17 protein-coding genes are annotated in these 19,960 nt (G+C 58.4%); all 17 read left to right on the top strand.

The genetic code is table 11. The features are described from left to right. Nucleotides 1-322: 322 nt before the first annotated feature. Entirely contained in the window at nt 323-1,207 is an 885-nt protein-coding gene (locus tag LZD57_RS22990) for a DUF6030 family protein (protein ID WP_233721931.1), read from the top strand. Nucleotides 1,208-1,474: 267 nt separating this feature from the next. Then, a complete protein-coding gene (locus LZD57_RS22985) occupies nt 1,475-2,683 on the top strand; it encodes a polysaccharide biosynthesis/export family protein (RefSeq protein WP_233721930.1) in 1,209 nt (402 codons plus the stop codon). A gap of 184 nt (nt 2,684-2,867) precedes the next feature. After that, nucleotides 2,868-3,701, top strand: a complete 834-nt coding sequence (locus tag LZD57_RS22980; protein ID WP_233721929.1) for a hypothetical protein — start codon at nt 2,868-2,870, stop codon at nt 3,699-3,701. A gap of 181 nt (nt 3,702-3,882) precedes the next feature. Further along, a complete protein-coding gene (locus LZD57_RS22975) occupies nt 3,883-6,174 on the top strand; it encodes a polysaccharide biosynthesis tyrosine autokinase (protein WP_233721928.1) in 2,292 nt (763 codons plus the stop codon). Between the two features lie 11 nt (nt 6,175-6,185). Next, a complete protein-coding gene (locus tag LZD57_RS22970) occupies nt 6,186-6,953 on the top strand; it encodes a hypothetical protein (RefSeq protein ID WP_233721927.1) in 768 nt (255 codons plus the stop codon). Nucleotides 6,954-7,367: 414 nt separating this feature from the next. Then, a complete protein-coding gene (gmd, locus tag LZD57_RS22965; RefSeq protein ID WP_233721926.1) occupies nt 7,368-8,474 on the top strand; it encodes a GDP-mannose 4,6-dehydratase in 1,107 nt (368 codons plus the stop codon). Next, nucleotides 8,467-9,432 carry a GDP-L-fucose synthase gene (fcl, locus tag LZD57_RS22960; protein ID WP_233721925.1) on the top strand — a complete coding sequence of 322 codons (966 nt, stop codon included), beginning with the start codon at nt 8,467-8,469 and terminating at the stop codon, nt 9,430-9,432. Before gmd ends, fcl begins: the two co-directional genes overlap by 8 nt. Beyond that, entirely contained in the window at nt 9,429-10,700 is a 1,272-nt protein-coding gene (locus LZD57_RS22955) for a WcaI family glycosyltransferase (protein WP_233721924.1), read from the top strand. The genes fcl and LZD57_RS22955 overlap by 4 nt, the downstream gene beginning before the upstream one ends. Continuing rightward, on the top strand, nt 10,697-12,049 hold the full coding sequence (locus LZD57_RS22950) for a lipopolysaccharide biosynthesis protein (protein WP_233721923.1): 1,353 nt from the start codon (nt 10,697-10,699) through the stop codon (nt 12,047-12,049). Before LZD57_RS22955 ends, LZD57_RS22950 begins: the two co-directional genes overlap by 4 nt. An 82-nt stretch (nt 12,050-12,131) precedes the next feature. After that, nucleotides 12,132-13,430 carry a hypothetical protein gene (locus LZD57_RS22945; protein WP_233721922.1) on the top strand — a complete coding sequence of 433 codons (1,299 nt, stop codon included), beginning with the start codon at nt 12,132-12,134 and terminating at the stop codon, nt 13,428-13,430. Beyond that, nucleotides 13,336-14,196, top strand: a complete 861-nt coding sequence (locus tag LZD57_RS22940) for a glycosyltransferase family 2 protein (protein WP_233721921.1) — start codon at nt 13,336-13,338, stop codon at nt 14,194-14,196. The genes LZD57_RS22945 and LZD57_RS22940 overlap by 95 nt, the downstream gene beginning before the upstream one ends. Further along, nucleotides 14,196-15,458: a hypothetical protein gene (locus LZD57_RS22935; protein ID WP_233721920.1), complete on the top strand. Its 1,263-nt coding sequence runs from the start codon at nt 14,196-14,198 to the stop codon at nt 15,456-15,458. The genes LZD57_RS22940 and LZD57_RS22935 overlap by 1 nt, the downstream gene beginning before the upstream one ends. Before the next feature lie 69 nt (nt 15,459-15,527). Continuing rightward, nucleotides 15,528-16,154, top strand: coding sequence for a sulfotransferase family 2 domain-containing protein (locus LZD57_RS22930; RefSeq protein WP_233721919.1), 627 nt, complete (start codon nt 15,528-15,530; stop codon nt 16,152-16,154). 26 nt (nt 16,155-16,180) lie between these two features. Next, nucleotides 16,181-17,299, top strand: a complete 1,119-nt coding sequence (locus tag LZD57_RS22925) for a glycosyltransferase family 4 protein (protein WP_233721918.1) — start codon at nt 16,181-16,183, stop codon at nt 17,297-17,299. A gap of 112 nt (nt 17,300-17,411) precedes the next feature. Beyond that, the gene (locus tag LZD57_RS22920; RefSeq protein ID WP_233721937.1) at nt 17,412-18,578 is read left to right on the top strand and encodes a glycosyltransferase; all 1,167 of its coding nucleotides are present in this window, start codon (nt 17,412-17,414) and stop codon (nt 18,576-18,578) included. Then, a complete protein-coding gene (locus LZD57_RS22915; RefSeq protein ID WP_233721917.1) occupies nt 18,575-19,141 on the top strand; it encodes an LbetaH domain-containing protein in 567 nt (188 codons plus the stop codon). Before LZD57_RS22920 ends, LZD57_RS22915 begins: the two co-directional genes overlap by 4 nt. A 304-nt stretch (nt 19,142-19,445) precedes the next feature. Beyond that, a complete protein-coding gene (gene tnpA, locus LZD57_RS22910) occupies nt 19,446-19,928 on the top strand; it encodes an IS66-like element accessory protein TnpA (protein ID WP_233721916.1) in 483 nt (160 codons plus the stop codon). Nucleotides 19,929-19,960: the final 32 nt, after the last annotated feature.

The raw sequence follows: 19,960 nt of genomic DNA, 5'->3' as shown, positions 1-19,960 counted from the left end.
TTGCATTATAGGAGCGCCTAGGGGTTAGTGTTGCGTAGACGTATTCAGAGGGTCTTAGCTCTCGGCGCCCCCCAATCCTCCGGCAGTTTGGCGCATTCAGCTTGCTGAAACGTAAAGCGTTTCCGTCGTATTCATGTGCTGCAAACGACGCTGCCTGGCCGGCCACTCGTCAGTAGAGAAATATGTAGCGCTCGCGGGGTGCGCTTCAAACGCAACAGCGCAGAATGTTCTTCCGCTGAGAAAGATTCTCCTCCTTGCGGCATGCTAACAGCACAGCTAGCGGTGGATCGTCTCCGCCGTGGCGAGGATCTGGAGTGGGCACATGGAGAAGGCTAGCGACGCGCGGTCTTTGTGGGATGAGCCTCGCCATGATGAGCCTCTGGCGGGGACGAAGTCAAAGCTATCCAGTCAGCTGCAGAAGCTCTGGCCTGCCGACGGGGCTTGCGCTCTGAACGCTGGTTTGGCCTTGCGAACCGGTCTTCTGGCGTCTGTCGTCGTGACCGGGTCCTTTCTTGCCGCTTCTGCGAGCGGCGGGTTTTCGCCCGGCAAACGCGTCGTGGGAGAGGAAAATCTGGCCCATGCGGCCATTCCGACAGAGCAAGTCATCAAGCGCGAATCCAAAGCCCGCGAGACCGTCCATCTTCCGTCAGAACGGCTGATATTCGGAGGGCTTGGGTCATCGTCGAGCTTTCATCTCGCACTTGACTCCGAGCCGCCAGAGTTGTGCGAGAAGATTGCGATCGGACCGCTCGCGACGGGCTGGCTCCCGAGCGCCGTGTTCCCGGGCGAATGGGAGTGCGCGGCCACCGTGGACGTCGTAACGACTCCTGCTAAAGAAGGGGACGGCTCCTCTGCGGCAGGCGGGTATCGCCTCTTCGCCATGGCGCGAGGTCAGTCGGAAGGCGCTGTCTCCTATGTCAGGTTCAAGCTTTCCGCCACTGACGAGAAAAATGCCGAACAAGGGGCATCGGATCTTGACGATCGTGTTCGTTCGTTGTTCGGGTCGCTGCGGTGGGATCTGCCTGAGGGGCTCTCTGATACTCTTCAAAAGCTTCGCCCGGTGTCTGATTCCGTTCGAGGCATGAAGATAGATTTCTTTCAAGAAAAAATTGCAGATAATCGCTACAACCTCGTTATCGAATTGCCGAAAAGTCAGCTTTCCAGCCCTCACTTGCAAGATGATTTCATTGCGCGGCGAAAAATTTGACGGCGAATCGCCTGTAAAGGTTCTTTTCTAGTCTGACTGAGCAGACTTCCCTTCGCCGTCGTCGGAAAGTGCACCCTCGGCGGCGTCAAGCGGATTCAAGCGCGGGGTTGAATCCCTGCACGCCCTGTGCTGCTGCCGACACACCGGCGTTGCCTTAACGCAACTCCTGCCCGGCCATCAGGGTGAATTGCGAGAAACCATTCGCATTTTCGCAACCTCTTGGCTACCAATCTTCCCAAGGGGTAATGTTCGCGTGGGGACGCAAAAATGACTTTTCATAGGCGGCAGGCGCTCATGTGCGGAGTATCCGCGCTGCTCGCGCTCTCGGGATGCCAAACTCTGCCGCGCTCGGGGCCCGATGACGCGGTGATCCGAGACAATGCGACGCTCTATTTCGCGGCGGACGAGAAGAAACCCCTGACGAATTATGTTCTCGTGGATCTGACGGAACCCGTTCTGTCGTATTTCCCGAAAGCGCAGCGACAGAGCTTCCGGAGCGGCTTTGGTGCCACCCGCAAGGGGCCGCCGGATCTTCCTCTCGGAGTCGGCGACGTCGTCGAGGTCACGCTCTTCGAGTCCGCGGCAGGGGGCCTCTTCATACCGGCCGAGGCTGGAACCCGTCCGGGCAACTTCATCACCCTGCCACGGCAGGTGATCGATACGAATGGATATATCTCTGTTCCCTATGCGGGGCTCATTCCGGCCGTCGGTCGCACCACTGAACAAGTGCAGGATATCATCGTGCAACGGCTGGCCGATCGTGCGATCGAGCCGCAAGCCGTGATCAATCTGATCGAAAGCCGTTCCAGCGAGATTTCCGTCCTTGGCGATGTGAACTCGCCTGCGAAGCTGGCGATCAATCCCGGCGGCGAGAAGGTGCTCGATGCATTGTCTCGTGCCGGTGGCATCAGCGCGCCGAGTGCCGAGACCAGCATCACGCTCCAGCGCAACGGTACGACCGCGACGGTACTGTTCGACGATCTGATTGCCAATCCCCGCGAGAACATCTTCGTCTATCCGGGCGACGTGATTTACGCGAACCGGGATCGGAGGACGTATCTGGCATTCGGCGCGTCAGGCCTGAACGGTCGTATCGACTTCGAGGATTCCGATTTGACGCTTGCCGAAGCCGTCGGCAAGGCGGGCGGTCTTCTCGACGGGCGAGCCGATCCGGGTCAGGTGTTCCTCTATCGGCTCGTCGATCCCGAAACGCTTTCCGCGATGGGCTTCCCTGTCACCGCGAAGACCGAAGGTGGCTTCCCGGTGATTTTCCGCACGAACATGCGCGATCCGTCGGCCTACTTCCTGGCGCAGCGCTTCCCGATGCAGGACAAAGACATTCTCTACGTGTCGAACGCCGACTCGGTCGAGCTCGTCAAATTCCTGAGCGTGATCAACTCTGCCACCTCCGGTACGGTCGCGCCCATCGTCGACGTCGCAGCCGCCAAGACGGCGGTGAAAGTGATCGGGGATTAGGGTCTGCTTCGTTACGGGTTTGAAGCGCTGTCGCGATCCATTGCGCTTCGAACCTCTGAACTGAGGCTTCTTAACCGCCTTCGCGAAAAATCGTGCTGATGCCATGTGTTAACGAACGGTTACCGCTTTTACCGCTCGGCGACCTATGGTAAGTGGAATTACTCGGAAGCAACGGTGGTTTGGTATGTCGAAAACGTCGCAGTGGTCGATCGTCGTCGGAGCAGCTCTCGCATGCTCTTCGTGCATCGCAATCGGAATGGCGCAAGCTCAGGATGGGGGTGCCGCACCGACCCAAGTCGAGGATACCGGGGCGGCGCCCGTCGTCGATCCGAGCGTGGGCGCTGCGCCTGCTGCCGATGATACCGCCTCGGATGTGTCTGCTGCGGATACGAGCGTTTCCGACGAGCCAGCGCCCGCTGCCTATCTGACGGGTAGCGATCGTGTCGGATCCGATGCCGTCGATCAGTGGTTGGGCAATCCGGCAGCGCTTTTGTCGACCTATCCGTCCGCTGGCGCCCCGATGATCACCTATGTTTCCAAGCTTGCGGGCTCGGACAATCGAACGGTGCCGGCCCTCGTCACTCTCGCGAAGAGCGACGGCGCCAGCACCGGCGATATCGCGGCGATCGGGGCGGGGCTTGCGGCAGCCGCGAAGGCTTCTGGTGCGTCCGCCAATGGATACGACGCCTATATCGCGCGCCTCGTGGCTGCATCTCAGTCGCCCGGCCTGATTGCGGCCTACGAGGCGGCGCTTGCGCAGGAGACTGTTGCTGCGCTCGGCAATGGCGCTGTCGGTGGAGGGGCTGCCGGCGGCGTCGGTGGAGTAGGCGGCGGAGTGGGCGCCACGGGAGGTGGCTCGCTTACGGGCGGTGGTTCGGCCGGTGGGTCCGGCACGACTGGAGCTACGACTGTGACTGGCTCGAGTTCGGGATCGTTCACGACGGGTGGCGGCGGAAGTGCTAGCTACAACGGCGGTACGACGGCGGCTGATGTTGCTGAGATTAGCAACACGCGTTGACGTTGTTAGCGGTCGGTGTTTTCGGCTAGTAAGGCGTCAACGAAAGTCCGCGCCGTGCGTCCGATGCTTGATCGCTAGTTCCGAATAGCTCTCGTCCTGCCCGAAGCGTCGGTATGGGAGGGTTGAAGCTTCGGACCGATTTTCTGCTTGGTCCCAGCGTTGCTTGGTTAGTCAGGGTGAGATGCTGCATTTTCCCGATACGCGATTGGGTGCTCAGGATCGCCATTTCGATGATGAAGAGACAAGCGTCGAGTTTCTCGATTTTGATCGGCTTCTCGCTGCCGCCCGCCGTCAAGTCTGGATTGTGCTTGCGGGGGCGGCGATCGGGCTTGTCCTCGGCCTCGCCTACGTGGTGTCGGCCGTACCACTTTACACTGCGACCACTGACCTTCTGATCGACAAGGGACAATCCAAGCTCGTCGATGAGCTTTCGGCTGCGAGCGGCGTCTTTCAGGACGAAGCCGAAATGCTCAGCCAGGTCGAGTTGCTGAAGTCGCGCCAGATCGCCGAGGCGGTGGTGACGCAGCTCAATCTTACCCAGAATGAACGGTTCATGGCCGGCAATCCGTCGTTGATCGGATCAGCCATTGGGGCAGTGAAGGCGACGGTTTCCGATGTTGTTGGGAGTTTGATCCCCAATCTCGATGCGTCCGACGTTGCTGGGCAAGACGATGCGGTCGAGGACGCCATCACCATCTTGCAAAACAACTTGTCCGTCGAACGGGTCGGGCGCACCTACGTCTTGCGCCTCGGTTATACCTCATCCGATCCATCGATGGCCGTTCGTATCGCCAGAACATACGGTGACGCTTATCTTGATGATCAATTGCAAGCCAAATACGACGCAACGAAACGCGCGAGCGGTTGGCTGCAGGATCGCATTGCCGAACTCAAGCAACAATCCTTTGCTGCCGATTTGGCTGTGCAAAAATTTCGCAACGACAACGGACTGATCTCATCGGGAAACCAGCTAGTTTCCGAGCAGCAGCTCAACGAGATTACGACACAGCTGATCACTGCCCAAGCGGAAACAGCCAGTACGAAGGCCAGGTTGGATCAGATCCGAGGCATCATCAACGCAGGACGGACCGACGCCGTCGTGGGTGATGCTCTTGTCAGCACCACGATCAACACGCTTCGCGAAAAGTATCTAGATGCGGCAAGGCGTGAGGCGGAGATAAGCAAGAAGCTCGGGCCAAACCACGTTCAGGCCGTTCGTCTTCGAAACGAGATGAACGACTATCAGAATCTGATATTCGGCGAGTTGCGACGGATCGCCGAGAGCTACGAGAATGCCTACAAGGTGGCGTTGAGCCGTCAAAATTCGCTTCAGGCCAGCCTCGACGGTGTCGTCGGTGTCAATGCGGAGAAGAACACGGTCCAAGTCAAGCTCCGCGAGCTTGAGCGAGAGTCCGAAACCTTCAAGTCACTCTACGACAATTTCCTACAGCGCTACCAGCAGACCGTTCAGCAGCAATCCTTCCCAATCACAGACGCTCGCATCATCACGCCGCCATCCTATCCGGAGCATCCAAGCTATCCACGGAAGCCTCTTATTCTAGCACTTTTCCTCGTTCTCGGCCTCGCTTCGAGTTCGGGTATCGCGGCATTTCGTGAATATAGAGATCGTTTCTTCCGAACCGGAGACCAGGTGCGCTCGGAATTGCAGGCCGAGTTCCTCGGCTTTATGCCGGCGGTGTCGCCCGTGGATGGGAAATCGCAAGACGCTACACTTATGCCTGGCGAGGGGCTTTGGCCGGCGACTTCTATGGCAGCCTATGTCCGGCACCATCCTCTGTCGGCGTTTGCCGAGACATTGCGAAATGTGAAGGTTGCGGCCGATATGGCCTTGCCGGACTTGGACGCCAAGGTCATCGGTGTCGTCTCGTGTATTCCGGGGGAGGGGAAGTCCACGACATCGGCGAACCTCGGCATCCTTTTAGCGATGCAGGGCGCCAAGACCCTTCTGATCGACGGAGACCTTCGCAATCCCGGCCTGTCACGTGGTCTCGCCGGTAAGCCTGATACAGGTCTGATCGAGGCGGTGCTTGGAAACGCGTCTCAGGAGGCCGTATTGCGGCATGACCAGTCGCGCCAACTGACGGTTCTACCGACAGTCCTGCGGCAACGCGTTTCCCATACAAGCGAGCTTTTGGCTTCGCCCAGTATGGCGGCGATCCTTGCCGGCTACCGCAAGCAGTTCGACTACATCGTCGTCGATCTCCCTCCGGTGGGGCCGGTTGTCGACGCAAAGGCCTTCGCGAACCGTGTCGACGCCTTTGTGTTTGTCGTGGAGTGGGGCCGAACTTCACGCCAGCTGGTCCGGAGCATGATGGCGAACAATCCGGTTTTTCACGAGAAATGCTTGGGGGTTATTCTTAATAAATCGGACGAGAGCAAGATGCGGCTTTACCGATCTTACGGGTCGGCGGAGTATTACGCATCGCGCTACGGCTCCTATTATCATCACTGATCGAGATGGTGATGAAGGGCATTGCTCGAAGCCTTTCGGTCGCAGGGCTTCTGATATTTCTGTACGGCTGTTTTCATCAGCTGGCGCTTTCGCTCGTCGATTTCCCAATCGTGAGAACCGCTTCTGCGATCGAAGGCGCATCCTCTTTTCCCGAAGTTTCTGCATCGACCATAGACAGCATTCGGTCCGAAATCAGAGAGGGCCGAGCTTGTGGGGGAGCGTTCCATCGGGGGCGTGTCACGCTGAGTATGTTCGTCGCCGAATGGGAGTCTCAACGAGCGACGATCGCCGAGGAGCGACTTTCGGCGCTTGAAGCCGCTGCTCAGTCTCTGCGGGATGCGCTCAGATGTAGCCCGGAAGATGGAAATCTCTGGAGTGTCCTAGCTTTCGTCGAGCGATCCATCGCACTTGAGCCGAATCGCTTTACGGCTATGATGCGGCTGTCGACCGAGGCCTCGCCCGTGGACGCGAGGGTGTTAACTCAACGGTGGCTCCTTCTGGCTCCTTTGTTGCGGTTGCCAGGAGTATCGGTGGGCGCGGAGTTTGATGCGGATTTGAACCGCGCTCTCCTCCTTACGAAGCCAAGGACCGCCCTCGATATAACCGCAGTGCTCCGAGCAAATGGCTCTACCGAATTAGCCGAACAATCCTTCCTTGCGTTGCCAGATGCGCGTATCGAAGAGTTAACGCAAATAGCGACGGGAGCAAGGTCGACATTTGGGAGAGGCGAGCGATATCGCACATTCGACTTTCGACCGTTCAATTCCAACGCCGATTAGGGCGAGATGAAAGCTGCTCGACACGGGAACAAGGGGGCTGGCCGAAGAACTGAGCAGCAACTGGGCGATAGCGTCCTCTCGCCAATCTGGCTGCGTCGGCCCTCCGATTTTGTTGAAATAGTTAGTTCGGCCTCCACGGGCGTACTTTATCGGCGGGATCGGTGCGGGCCAACTGCGCCGCTGCTAACATTGTTGGCAATTGGCGGTTTAGTAATGATGTTAACCCTTCGTAAACATTTTGCTTTCCGTCTTGCAGCTTTCGCGTTCATATGGCATTGCAACAATTCGGGAGGGGCGCCCGCCGAGAGGTGGTTGGGGGGAGTGTTTCGATCGAGAGCCGTTCCGGATCTGATGCTATCGAAGAGCAGAAAGTCGTTGATCCCACCGCGCTGCAAATAATTTGCGAGTTTGTAAATGTACGATGAACGTAATCCTGAGAGGCCGAAGGTCGCGCTAATTACCGGCGCTACGGGCCAAGACGGCGCATATCTCTCTGAGCTTTTGTTGGCGAAGGGTTACATAGTCCACGGGCTTAAGCGGCGTTCATCGTCCTTCAATACCGGTCGGATCGAACATCTGTACGAAGACCCGCACGTCGAGAACCCGCGATTCATCCTCCACTACGGCGATCTGACCGACGCCACCAACCTCATTCGGGTCGTGCAGGAGGTGCAGCCGGACGAGATCTACAATCTTGCCGCTCAAAGCCATGTGCAGGTCTCCTTCGAGACTCCTGAATACACAGCCAATGCAGACGGTATCGGGACGCTGCGCCTGCTTGAGGCTATCCGGATTCTCGGCCTGACAGGGAAGACCCGGTTTTATCAGGCGTCGACATCTGAACTCTACGGCAAAGTGCAAGCTGTTCCGCAAAGTGAGACAACCCCCTTTTACCCGCGTAGTCCCTATGCGGCAGCCAAGCTTTATGCCTACTGGATCACGGTGAACTACCGCGAGGCGTACGGCATGCATGCCTCGAATGGCATCCTGTTCAATCACGAGAGCCCTTTGCGGGGCGAAACCTTCGTTACTCGCAAGATCACTCGCGCAGTTACAGCGATTCATCTCGGCCTGCAGGATCGGCTGTATCTCGGCAATCTCGATGCCCAGCGCGACTGGGGCCATGCAAGGGAATACGTCCGAGGTATGTGGCTGATGATGCAGCAGGACGAGCCGGACGACTACGTGCTGGCGACTGGCCACACATACAGCGTCCGGAGCTTTGTCGAGAAGGCCTTCCGCAAGGTCGGTATCGACATTGAGTGGCGCGGTGAAGGGGTCGACGAAAAGGGATATGACGCATCGAGCGGCCGAGCTGTGGTTGAGGTCGATCCGCGGTATTTTCGGCCAACGGAGGTCGATCTCTTGCTCGGCGATCCGACGAAGGCGCACGAGAAACTCGGCTGGCGGCACGAGACGGGTCTCGACGAACTCGTGACCGAGATGGTCCGTGAGGATCTCAAGATCATGGCGCGATCGGTGCCGCAGCGGGCGACCGGGAAGGGTCTCGTCCATGTCTGACGCGATATACGATCTTGCCGGCAAGCGTGTTTGGATCGCTGGTCATCGTGGTATGGTCGGGTCGGCGCTCGTCCGGCGGCTCGGGCGAGAAGGCTGCGAGATCCTGACTGTCGGGCGTGATGATGTCGATCTGACGCGTCAGGCCGACGTGGAGGCCTGGATGGCTGAGACGAAGCCGCAGGCGGTGTTCCTGGCAGCAGCCAAGGTCGGCGGAATACTCGCTAACGACGCCTATCCGGCCGACTTTCTCTACGACAACTTGATGATCGAGGCCAACATCATCCATGCGGCTCATCAGGCCCGCGTGGAGAAACTCCTGTTCCTCGGCTCTTCCTGCATCTATCCGAAATTCGCTGAGCAGCCACTCCGGGAGGAGGCGCTGCTGACCGGGCCGCTCGAGCCGACCAACGAGTGGTATGCGATCGCCAAGATCGCTGGTATCAAACTCTGCCAGGCCTATCGCCGGCAGCATGGCGACGACTTCATCTCTGCTATGCCGACCAATCTTTATGGGCCTGGCGACAATTTCGACCTCCAGTCAAGTCACGTCCTGCCGGCGCTGATCCGCAAGGCGCACGAGGCGCAGGTCGATCATCAGCCGGAGATCACAATATGGGGGACCGGCAGCCCGCGGCGTGAGTTTCTGCATGTCGACGACTGCGCCGACGCATGCGTTCACCTGATGAAGGCCTATTCTAATGAGAGCCATGTGAACGTTGGTTCCGGGGAGGACGTGACCATTCTCGATTTGACCGAGAGGGTCTGCCGGATCGTCGGCTACAAAGGCGAAATCGTCCATGATCTGTCTAAGCCGGACGGCACACCGCGTAAATTGATGAGTTCCGAGCGCCTGCGAGGCCTTGGATGGACGCCGCGCATTGCGCTTGATGACGGAATCCGCAACGCCTATGACGCGTTTCTGGCGGACGCCGTCCGGCGACGTGGAGACGCGGCGTGAGCGACACAGCCGTGGACTACTCGACAGTTATGGACACGGAGCCGACTGATGCGACCAGAGCCGGCAAGCGGGTCCTTGTCTATGGGATGAACTACGCTCCGGAGATCGCCGGCGTCGGTAAGTACACGGGCGAGATCGCCGAGCACCTCGCGGCCGAGGGCATGGACGTGACGGTCGTCACCACGCCTCCGCATTACCCCGGCTGGACGGTCCAGGGAGGTTACAGCAATTGCTACTCGCGCGAAAGCCAGAAGGGCGTGCGGGTTCTGCGCACGCCGCTCATCCTGCGGCGGAACATGCGGGGCATCTGGCGACTGATCGCGCCGCTCTCCTTCGCGCTCTCCTCTGCGCCGGTCGTTGTCTGGCAGATCCTGCGCCGGCGCCCGGCGACGGTGTTCTGCGTCGAGCCCACGCTGTTCGCCGCCCCGGTGGCGCAGTTGGCGGCCAGGCTCGTCGGCGCGCGGACCGTGTTGCATGTCCAAGACCTTGAGGTGGATGCCGCCTTCGCCGTTGGCCATCTCGGCGAGAGGGCCTGGCTGAAGCGGCTCGCCCATGCCTTCGAGAAGCGGACGCTCTCCGGCTTCGACAAGATCGTGACGATCTCGAACCGCATGGCTGGGAAGCTGCGGGAGAAGGGTGTCTCTCCCGAGGACCTCTCGGTGGTGCGCAACTGGGTCGACCTGTCCCACATCTATCCGATGGAGGAAGAAAGCCCCTATCGCGCCGAGCTCGGCTTCGCGCGCGAAGACTTCGTCGTCCTCTACTCCGGCAATATCGGCGCCAAGCAGGGACTCTCCGTGCTGCTCGACGCGGCCGAGCGGCTGAAGGACGAGCCGCGCATTCATTTCGTCGTGGCGGGCGAGGGGCCGCTGAAGCCGGACCTCCAGCGCCGCTATGGGCACCTCAAGACCCTCCGCTTCCTGCCGTTTCAGCCCTATGCCCGGCTCAACGCATTCCTCAACATGGCCGACCTCCACGCTCTGCCGCAGGACAAGGGCGCCGCCGACCTCGTGCTGCCGTCGAAGCTCGGGGGCATGCTGGCCTCAGGCAAGCCGGTGCTGGTGACGGTGGAAGCGGGCACGGAACTGGCGGAGTTTCTAGGCGAGGCGGCGATTATCACGCCGCCGGGGGATGCGGATAAATTGGCTGAAGGGATTGGAAGATGCGCCACGAGCCTTTGGACCAAGGCCAAGTCCCAGCGTGACCTCGCGGCTTTCTTGTCCAAGCGCGATGGGCTGAGCCTTCTCTGCGCCGGAGTAGCGAGGTGAGCGACTTGCCCCGGGTTGGCAGCCGCATCAGTTCTGTTGCTCAGGCATATATGGGCCTGCCGGGAAGGAAGTACGTTGAGCTGGCAATGAACGTTGCCGGCTCAATGGGGACTCGCGTCGTGAACATCGCAGTGACTGCGATCACGGTGCCGTTGATGCTGTCTACGCTGGGAACAACCGACTACGCGATCATGGCCGCCGTCATGTCTTTTTCGCAGTTTGTTAGCTTTTCAGATCTGGGCTTGGGCACTTCTGTAGTGAACCCGGTCGCGGCAGCTCATACGCCGGAGGCGACCGCCGCCGCAAAACACGCGATTAGCCAAGCATGGGCACTGCAACTGTTCATTGGCAGCGTCATCGTGGCGGCCGGTGTGCTTGTCTCGATTCTCTGGCTCTGGTTGGAAGCCGGCAGCGCTGGAAGTCTTCCGGCGGCTGCGGGGGTAGCCCTCGTCGCCGTCGGGTTTGGTCTTATTTTCGGGCTTGGCCAGAGGGTGCTATTTGCACGTGGGAGGAACCTCGAAGCAAGCCTCTGGCTGGTCTCTGGACGGATATTGGCTGCGGTGGGATGCTATATCGGGTTCCTGTTTGGCTTCGGAGTCGAGGGATTTACAGCTGTCCAACTCGGTGCCCCCACATTGGTGGCTTTCATCTTATTCTTTTACCTCTTCGTTGTGCGGGCCCCGGACTTAGCACCCAATCTTAGGGAATTTTCGCGGTCAGCTGCTATCCGGCAGCTCAAGACAGGCCTAATGTTTTCACTGCTGAGCTTCTCTGTATTCTGTGAGATCGGTATTGACGCACTCTTTCTGAAGGCAGTCTCCACTCCAGACGTGGTTACCAGTTACGACGTCGTCTCAAAGCCGTTTTTCTACATATGTTCGTTGAGCGGAATAATGCTGTTTCCGATATGGCCATTTGTTGCCAAGGAAATGGCTTTGACTGGCAAGCCGCCACTTAAATTCCTGAAATGGAGCTTCGGGCTGGTTGTCGGGTCTGCTTTAATTTTATCGACTCTCATCTGGGTATATATAGAAGAAATTGTGTATTTCTGGGTGGGGCGCGCTGTCACCGTTGATAGAGCTCTCGCGCTCGTTCTGGCCGCAAATGCGGTCATGGTTTCCGTCGGGATTCTCCAGTCGATGGTCCTGAATGCTGCAAATCGAATTAAGGAGCAGGTACGAATACAGGTTGTTTTTCTGTCAGCTCTGATCCCAATGAAGTTATTTCTCTCCTATAGTTATGGCGCCCTGGGATTGGCATCGGCTCTCTGTTTTTGCTATGGAGTTCGATTGGTTTTTGTACATCTAGTCTGTATCAGGCCGTATTGGGTGGACGTGAAGATTGGCTGAGACGGGCCGTACTCAGCGAATTAGACGCTCAGGCTCCGGTTTAGCGGCCGGGACATTGCCTCTGGCCTTGGTTTCGTTTTGTATGGTTCCCGAGATAAACTTGATCGGACGACTGACTTTTGCGGAGGTGCTGCTCCTAGTCTATCTCCCGTTTGGGTATGCAAAGTTTAGGTCTCTCAGGCTCAAAGTGCCACGTGAGGTGAAGGTCGTTCTAGTGCTCGGGGCACTATGGCTAGCCGCCTGTCTCGTCACTGACGCGATCCGTCAGACGCCTTTTAGCGACTTTTCACGAGGGGCATCAAAGATTGTCTTCTTGCTGAGTAATTTTCTCGGCCTCGTATTTCTGACGCGCTGTCGGTTCGATCGCGCTCTCAAACTCATGTCGTTCCTCTTCGTCGCAGCGGCGCTTAAGCTTGCGCTTGGCTATTCGGGAGACGAGCTTGCCGATGAGGTCGCTGGAGCGGGTTGGAAGTTTGGATATGGGCAGTTCGCCACTGCGCTGGTTCTGCTAGTTGCGAGCCAACTCAACCGTAAAGCTGCAACTCGCTCACTCGGCATAGTGCTTCCGTTCGTTATCGCCGGCTTCAGCCTGCTCCTCAATGCGCGAAACCTAACTGGCCTGACCGCGCTGTCCGGGCTCGTGGGGCTCATCACTGCAGGTCGCCGGAGATCGATGTCGCGGAAGAGCATCGCTCTGGTCGGGCTCGCGGGAATCGCTGCGGGGGGCGCAGTGTTTCAGGTCTATGCCTTCAGCGCCAGCGCCGGATGGCTTGGTCCGGAGGCGAAGGACAAATACGAACACCAGTACAGCGGCGACCTCAATTTCCTGGAGGCTGGGCGAACCGAGTATCTATCCTCAATTCCTGCGGTCAAGGATTCGCCGATCATCGGCCATGGGTCGTGGGCCCGGGATATGGACTACGTCGTCCTGAGGATCGCTAGACTTGAGGCTGCTGGGATTAAGGTAACCGGCGATCCTTTTCGTGGGGATCTCATTCCGACTCATTCCCATCTGATGGGGGCCTGGGTCGAGCACGGCATCCTCGGCGCCGTCTTCTGGATCTATATACTGTGGATATGCGGATCGGCGGCGGTCATGCTGTTGAGACGCCCGAGCCATTTGAGCGGATTTCTTACTTTTGTCGTTCTATCGCTCGTCTGGGACATCTTCTTCTCGCCGTTCGGACTGGATCGCCGGATTATCGACCCCGCCGAAATCCTCTTAATCATCCTGATACTTCCATCCTTCGCCGGCTCAAGGGAGAGCCATCGCAAAAGGGTAAACCATGAAATTCTCCATCGTCACGATCTCGTTCAATCAGCGAGAGTTTCTGGAGCGCGCCATCCGTTCGGTCATCAGCCAGTCCGGGGTGGACATTGAGTATATCGTCGTCGATCCTGGCTCGACAGATGGCAGCCGCGAGCTGATCGAGTCCTATCGAAACCAGATCTCGAAGATCGTTTTCGAGCCAGACGCGGGTCCGGCCGATGGTCTTAACAAGGGGTTCGCTCATGCAACAGGTGATTGGTTTGGCTATATCAACTCAGACGACTTTTTCTTAAACGGAGCGCTTGCTCAAGCTTCCGAAGCGATCGCCCGCAACCCAACCGCAGACTGCATTTATGGTGATGGCTACATCACCGATGCAGACGGACGACCGCGGCGGCGGGTGATCTCAAAGCCGTTCGATGCGTGGTCGTTCGTCTGGGGCAGGTCATTGGTGCTGCAGCAATCGACCTTCATCCGGGCAGACGGCTTCCGCGAAGTTGGCGGATTCAACATCGACAATCGCACCAGTTGGGACGCGGAACTTCTGCTTGACATGTCGCTTTCTGGCAAGACCCTCAAGCATGTTCCCGGACTGTGGTCTGCATTCGCTATCCATGAAGGCAGCATCACCGGTAGTCAGCGTCATAGCGCTCTCAGCAAACTCAATCACGAGCGAATGTTCCGTAAGGTCACAGGTCGCGACCGGACGACCGCCGATTTGCGTCGAATGAAGTTCTACCGCCATTTCGACCAGCTTCTTCAGCCCAGGCTGTCGGCATCGAAGATTGCCGATAGGCTAGTCCCAGGCAGACTGCCAGCTTCGCTGGTAGGTTTTGATTTGCAACCGAAGAATCCACACCGTCAGGAACGATTTTGATGTCCGCACCGATAATCGCCAGAGCGCCGGGTGATGCCTCGTACTTCTTCGGCTTCCACGATGTGACGCCTTGGAGTCCAGACGATCGACGCGTTCTCCTGCACCGGGTGGATCCCGACATCCGGCGGCTACCTCGTCCTCACGATCTAGCGGAAATCGTCATCTGGAACCCCATGACCGGCGGAATCGATACGGTGGGCGAGACTACCTGCTGGAATTTCCAGCAGGGCGCGCGTGCTATGTGGGTTCCGGGCAGGGAGGCCACCGTTGCCTACAACAGGCGCGTCGATGACGCGCCTGGGTGCGAACTTGTCGACCTTATCGGAGGTAAACGACGTTTGCTGCCGAGCGCAGTGGGAGCAATCGCGCCTGACGGACAGTACGCCATGGCGCCGAACTTTGCCCGTCTTGGCGCGCTTTGGCCGGCTTATGGATACAGCGGCTTTGCAAGTGCAGCCGACAGCATTGCCCAGCCGGACGATGACGGCCTTTGGTCAATTGACTTGGAAAGCGGCGCGCGATCACTTGTGTTTTCAATCAGGCAGTTGGCCGCCGCGAGTGGAGGCTCACTCAGTTCTGACGTGCCCGCGTTCGTCACGCACGTGTCATTCAATCGAGAGGGTTCCCGCATAGTCTTTATGCTTCGGTTCTTCTCAAAGGATCACGCTCTTTACTCGCTAATTTTTTCGGCGCGACCGAACGGGGACGAGCTCAAGATGCTGGCGGAGGAAAAGATTAGCCACTTCGACTGGCTCGATGAAGATAACATCGTCATCTGGATGCGTAAAGGATCGAAAGGCCTTGCCTCGGCACGGCGATCCGGTCTTTTGGCATTACCGCTATTGCGGCCACTCATTGCGATAGCCCGCAAGTCACGCTCGCGCCTCAAGGGTGTTGTGCTCAGTGAGAGCTACTTTGTGATGTCAACGGTAACCGGTGCGCGTGAGCCATTTTGCAACGAAAGCTTGCTGCACGACGGCCATCCGATGCTCTCCCCAGATCGAACATGGCTTATAACTGATGAGTACCCTGATCCCCGGAGTGGCAAGACCCCGTTAATTTTGATCGATTTGAAAACCCGGCGGCGGATCGACATAGCGGCGCTGATGCATGACGTAGGTTCGAACGATTCTGACCTGAAATGCGATTTGCATCCGCGTTGGAACCGCTCGGGCCTATTAGTAGGTGTCGACGCTACCGACAAAGGCAGGAGGTGCTTCGCAATCGCTGATCTTTCCGATGTCTTGGCCGGTGCGCGCTGATGCGTCCGCTCGTTCTGCTTTGGGACGATGAATTCAATTATTTTTTGAATTCAGGTTGTGGAGAAATCTATGCTTATTCTGCCAGAAAAAAATGCCATATTCTATCATGTCTATAAGGTCGCGGGTTCCTCCATCAGGAACGCACTTTTACCCTATGCAAAGCGGTCGCAGGTCGCTGGGCAATATATCAACCACATGCTGCTCGTTGCCCGCCTGCCTCACAGCTCGGATCCGCTTTTGAATTATCATCCGAAACTGGTGGATGTGAAAAAGAAGCTGGGCAGCAGCTTTTATAGTTATTATCGGTTCGCCTTTGTCCGCAATCCCATGGATTGGCAGAAGTCACTCTATTATTTTATGCTGAAGAAGCAGCATCTGCCCGGGAACAAGAGAATTGCCAGCATGAGCTTTGACGAGTACCTAACCTGGCGAATGGATAACGAGCTTCGCTTCCAGACCGACTTTCTGTATGACGGAGACGAAAAACTGATCGACGATATTTTTCATTTCGAAACGATTAACGAGGATTTTGCAACATTGGCCGGGAAAATTGGCATTGAAGCCAGCCTTCCGCACCTCAACAAGGCGGGCAGCGGCAAGACCGTGGATCTTTCCGAACCTGTGTTGGATCGTTTCATGACACTGCATGCCGCGGAATACGATAGGCTGGGCTATCCTCGAACCAGAAGAGTTTAGTCTTGTTTGTATCATGCGAGTAACCCATGAATTCACTGGCAATCCTATGGGACAATTTCGGCCCGATGCACGACGACCGGGTGCGGGCGGTTGCGCGCAGGATGCAGAATGGCGCCCGTGTCGTGGGCGTCGAAATATTCGGCAGTAGCGAAACCTACGAATGGGAATCGGGCCCCGTGGAAGGGTTCGATAAGCGGACGCTGTTTCCCGGTGGAAGCTTCTCCGGTGTCTCAGTTCCTAGAACAGCGGCAGAGATAATTCGGGAATGTCGGAAGCTCGGCGCTGAGCACGTCTTCTTTTGTCACTATGAGCGACCGGCGGTTCTCCTCGCTGCAAGTATACTGCGGCTGTCAGGGTGCAGAGTCTACACAATGTCCTGCTCGAAGTTCGATGACTACGAACGGTCGGTCGGTCGCGAATGGCTGAAGCGCATTTTCTTCCTGCCGTACCATGGAGCGATCTCGTCCGGCCTGCGGGCCAGGGACTATATGCGGCTAATGGGCATCCCGAAGGAGAGGATCGCCACCGAATACAATACGCTCTCGATCGACCGCATCCGGCGCCTGTCCGGCAAGCTGCCGGCTCCGGACGGACTGCCGTTCGCCGATCGGCATTTCACGATCGTTGCTCGCTTCGTTCCGAAGAAGAATTTAGCCATGGCGCTGGAGGGCTACGCACTCTACCGCCGCGAGGCGGAGAATCCGCGCCCCTTGCATCTTTGCGGGTCCGGACCGCTGGAGGAGGCCTTGCGCGAGCAAGTTCAATCGCTGGGTCTGACTGATCATGTCGTCTTCCGCGGTTTTCTGCAGACCGACGGGATTGCCCAAGTGTTGGGCGATACCCTTACTCTGTTGCTCCCCAGTGTCGAGGAACAGTTCGGCAATGTGGTCATCGAGGCGCAGGCCATGGGACTGCCGGTGATTTTGTCGGACAATTGTGGCGCACGCGACAATTTGGTGAGGAGCGGGGTGAACGGCTTCGTGATCGAACCCGACAGTCCGCAAGGGCTCGCGTTTTTCATGAGGCTGCTCGATCGGGACGAGTCGCTATGGCGCCGCATGAGTCTTGCAGCATCGGCTTCCGCTGAGAGAGGCGATGCTGCGCGTTTTGCAGAAGCCGTGCAACAGCTCATAGAGGTTAGGTAATTGCGTTTTGAGGCGCGTCGAGTTGCGTATCTATCAAGCTTTATTTCTTGAGCCTACATGGAACCGATGCAGATTGAGCGCTCGGTTCTTCAAGATGGCTCGGTAGGTGAAAATGAAGATTCTCCGGATCATTTCGTGCGTCGACCCGGAATGGGGCGGACCCGTGGAAGCGCTAAGGGTGAGCGCGGGCGCCCTTCGCGAAATGGGGCATGAAACGGAAATTGTATCACTTGATGATCCGGGCGCGGGCTATGTGGGAGGATTTCCCTTTCACGTTCACCCCTTGGGGCACTGGACCAGGAGGTATGGATACACCCCCAGGATGTCGCAGTGGGTCAGTACGAATGCCAGCCGGTTCGACGTCGCCATCATTGAAGGTCTTTGGAACCATGCCTCGATCGGCGGCTGGCAGGGCCTGCGGGCGTCCGGGCTTCCCTACGTGGTGTTCACCCACGGCATGATGGACCCTTGGTTCCGGCGGGCCTATCCGCTGAAGCATCATCTGAAGCAGATGTTCTGGACGATCTGGCAGGGAAAGGTCCTACGCGACGCTGCGACGGTGCTATTTACGTGCGAAGAAGAGCGACTCTTGGCGAAGGGAATGTTCCGGGGGCATGACTATAGCGAAGCGGTGGTCGCGTTCGGCACTTCGGAGCCACCGGCTCGATCGCAGGCGCAATACAATGCCTTCCGCGCGCTGCTACCGGCGCTCGACACGCGCCCTTATCTCCTCTTTCTTTCCCGCATACACGAAAAGAAGGGCTGCGATCTGCTGGTCTCCGCCTTTGCGACTGTCGCATCGTCTCAGCCGGGAATCGACCTTGTCATCGCGGGCCCCGATCAAGTGGGGTTGAAGTCGCGTCTTGAGGAGCAGGCGCGGCAGGCGGGTATCGGCGAGCGCATTCATTTCCCCGGCATGGTTTCGGGCGATGCCAAATGGGGGGCGTTCCGAGGCGCCGAAGCCTTCATCCTGCCGTCGCATCAGGAGAATTTCGGCATCGTGGTGGCCGAGGCGATGGCGTGCGGCACGCCAGTCCTAATCACCGAAAAGGTGAACATCTGGCGCGAGGTCGCCGCGTCGGGCGGAGGCTTGGTTGAGAGCGACACCCTTGATGGCGTCACTAAGCTCCTGCAGCGATGGCTCTCACTGCCGGAGGCTGAGTGCAGTGAGATGCGCCTGCGCGCCCGCAAGGGCTACGAGATGTCATTCCACATCGACGCTGCTGCCCGCGACCTTGCTGCGGTTCTGGAGCGTGTGGCGACGAGAAGTGCGTCATGAGCCTGCTGGACGCGAAGCTTGCGAACCCGCGTCAGGGCGGGCCGAGCTTTTCGCTGCGGCACCGGCTTCTGAGGCTTGCCTGGGGGGGCGTCTGGGGCCTCCTCGGACGTTGGAGTCCGGTTCCGTTTCACGGCTGGCGGCGATTCCTGCTACGCGCCTTCGGCGCAAGGCTACATGCCACAGCCCGTATCTATCCATCCGCCGCTGTCTGGTATCCGCCGAACCTCCAGATGGGCGCCCATGCGGTCATGGGCCCCGGCGTCATCTGTTATTGTATGGGCCGGATCACGATCGACGACTATGCGGTGATCTCACAGCGCGCTCATCTCTGCGGCGGAACCCATGATCCCGACGATCCGCACTTCCAGCTCCTGCCGAAGCCGATCACGGTCGGCGCGATGGCCTGGGTTGCGGCCGAGGCCTTCGTTGGACCGGGCGTCCGTGTCGGGGAGGGGGCGCTGATCGGCGCGCGGGGCGTCGCTGTCAAGGATGTACCCGACTGGGAGATTTGGGCAGGGAATCCAGCCCGCAAGATTCGCGACCGCCGCCGCTTCAGCCTGTAGCCGCCATCATCGTCGAGAGCGGCCGCGCCGTCCATTTTTCCGGCGGCTTTCCGACCACAACCTTTATGACCTCACCTACTTCACCGACAAGCACAGCATATATGGCTGGGAGTCGAGCTGGTTACCACGAATTACCATGCCGAAGGCGAGAATGGTGTCATTTCCTGCAAACTGGCGTGGGCGTCGTTGATCTGCACCCAAGAAACTGGCCCGTTCTGAATTGGAGTTTTCCGCGATAGCAAAGTACGCCTACGTCGGCGACCGCCTTGCGGGGGAGTAGGTTTTCGGCATGAGAACAGTGCGTATGGACAGGAATACGCACAGAGCCTTTGAGCGGCTTGAGATTGTCGAGACGGGTCGGCGTCGTCGCTGGAGCGACGAAGAGAAGCTGAAGATCGTCATTGAGAGCATGGCGGGCCCGCGGCTGGTCTCGGCGACAGCCCGGCGTTACGGGATATCGCGCTCGCAACTGGCGATGTGGCGTCGGACCTTCCGAAACCAGCCAGCCGGATCGGATCCCGGGCCGACATTCGTTCCTGCAGTGCTCGCACCGGTATCGGAGGTGCCGAGGCAAGAGAGTGTTGCGACGTCCTCTCGCATGGAGATCATCCTGACGTGCGGGCGGCGGATTGTCATCGACACCGATGTCGATCCCGAAGCTCTGGCGCGGGTCATCGCCGTTGTGGATCGGCAGAAGTGGCTTGGTTTGTCTGAACAGCCTCGGCGGCTTGATAAGTGGATCGTCTGCCGGGTTTACGCTGCTGCGAGAAGCGGCTGGTTGAAGTAGGTCTGGTCGGGCGTTTTTCCTCCCAGCCGTGA

This window comes from Jiella avicenniae (assembly GCF_021390325.1).
Taxonomy (GTDB): domain Bacteria; phylum Pseudomonadota; class Alphaproteobacteria; order Rhizobiales; family Rhizobiaceae; genus Jiella; species Jiella avicenniae.
This window is presented reverse-complemented; position numbering and strand designations above follow the sequence as displayed.